This window comes from Streptococcus oralis (assembly GCF_003942875.1).
Taxonomy (GTDB): domain Bacteria; phylum Bacillota; class Bacilli; order Lactobacillales; family Streptococcaceae; genus Streptococcus; species Streptococcus oralis_BX.
Window position 1 is genome coordinate 1 of record NZ_RMVK01000020.1, and the last position, 539, is coordinate 539.

The following is a 539-nucleotide window of genomic DNA, read 5'->3' on the forward strand; positions in this document are numbered from 1 at the left end:
GTAGCCTGGAATATCTTTCTTAGGTTGTTCACCGTCTTCGCTTGGATATCCTGGAATTTCATTGCCTTCCTTATCCTTGTGACTGGTCTTAACCTTCTCATAAACATGTTCTGTGTCGCCGTTTGGAAGTTTCTTAGTCTCTACGAAGCGGTAGCCTGGAATATCTTTCTTAGGTTGTTCACCGTCTTCGCTTGGATAACCTGGAATGTCATTGCCTTCCTTATCCTTGTGACTAGTCTTAACCTTCTCATAAACATGTTCTGTGTCGCCGTTTGGAAGTTTCTTAGTCTCTACGAAGCGGTAGCCTGGAATATCTTTCTTAGGTTGTTCACCGTCTTCGCTTGGATAACCTGGAATTTCATTGCCTTCCTTATCCTTGTGACTGGTCTTAACCTTCGCTTGGATAACCTGGAATTTCATTGCCTTCCTTTTCTTAGTCTCTACGAAGCGGTAGCCTGGAATATCTTTCTGTGTCGCCGTTTGGAAGTTTCTTAGTCTCTACGAAGCGGTAGCCTGGAATATCTTTCTTAGGTTGTTCA

The 539-nt window shown here is 43.4% G+C and carries 1 pseudogene; it reads right to left on the reverse strand.

Annotation, left to right across the window (positions count from 1 at the left end):
* Positions 1 to 539: pseudogene (locus D8844_RS10355) on the reverse strand (MucBP domain-containing protein); the annotation flags it as partial.